Origin of the sequence: Achromobacter sp. Marseille-Q0513 (assembly GCF_018195695.1) — a bacterium.
Taxonomy (GTDB): domain Bacteria; phylum Pseudomonadota; class Gammaproteobacteria; order Burkholderiales; family Burkholderiaceae_B; genus Achromobacter.
In genome coordinates, this window is sequence record NZ_JAGTJY010000489.1 from 1 (window position 1) to 508 (window position 508).

The following is a 508-nucleotide window of genomic DNA, read 5'->3' on the forward strand; positions in this document are numbered from 1 at the left end:
GCGCCCGGCTGCCGGCGGCCAGTGTCAGGTCCTGCCCGGCCTGGAGCGCCAGCGCACCCTGGGCCGTCGCGGCCACGCCTTGCAGGGTCAAGGCTCCGCCCGCGTCCACCTGCAAGCCGGTGTTGCCGCGCAGCTCACCCGCCAGCGTCACGTCGCCGTCCGCGCGCAGAGCGGTGGCATTGGCCGATTCGACGCGGCCGGTGGCCGCGATCTGCGCATCGCCCTTCGCCGACAGATCCAGCTTGCCATCAACGCTGATCTTGCCTTGCACCGTCAGGTCGCCTTGGGCGGCCAGGGTCGCGTCAGCGGTGGACACCAGCGTGCCGTCCTGGTGCAGGTCTCGGCCGGCCGTTGCGCCCACCCCCTTGCCTTGCAGCCGGCTGCTGGCGCCCAGCGCCAAGTCCTGGCCCGCCTCCAGGCGCAAGCGATCACCGAAGGCGAGCGCCATGCCGACCTGCGACAGATCCTGGCCCGCGCCCAGGGTCATGGCGCCGTCGGTTTGCAGATG

1 protein-coding gene is annotated in these 508 nt (G+C 72.6%); it reads right to left on the reverse strand.

What is annotated here, in order from left to right; genetic code table 11:
- A partial coding sequence (locus tag KDH83_RS31415; RefSeq protein ID WP_212323051.1) for a polymer-forming cytoskeletal protein occupies positions 1-508 on the reverse strand: 508 nt, incomplete at both ends.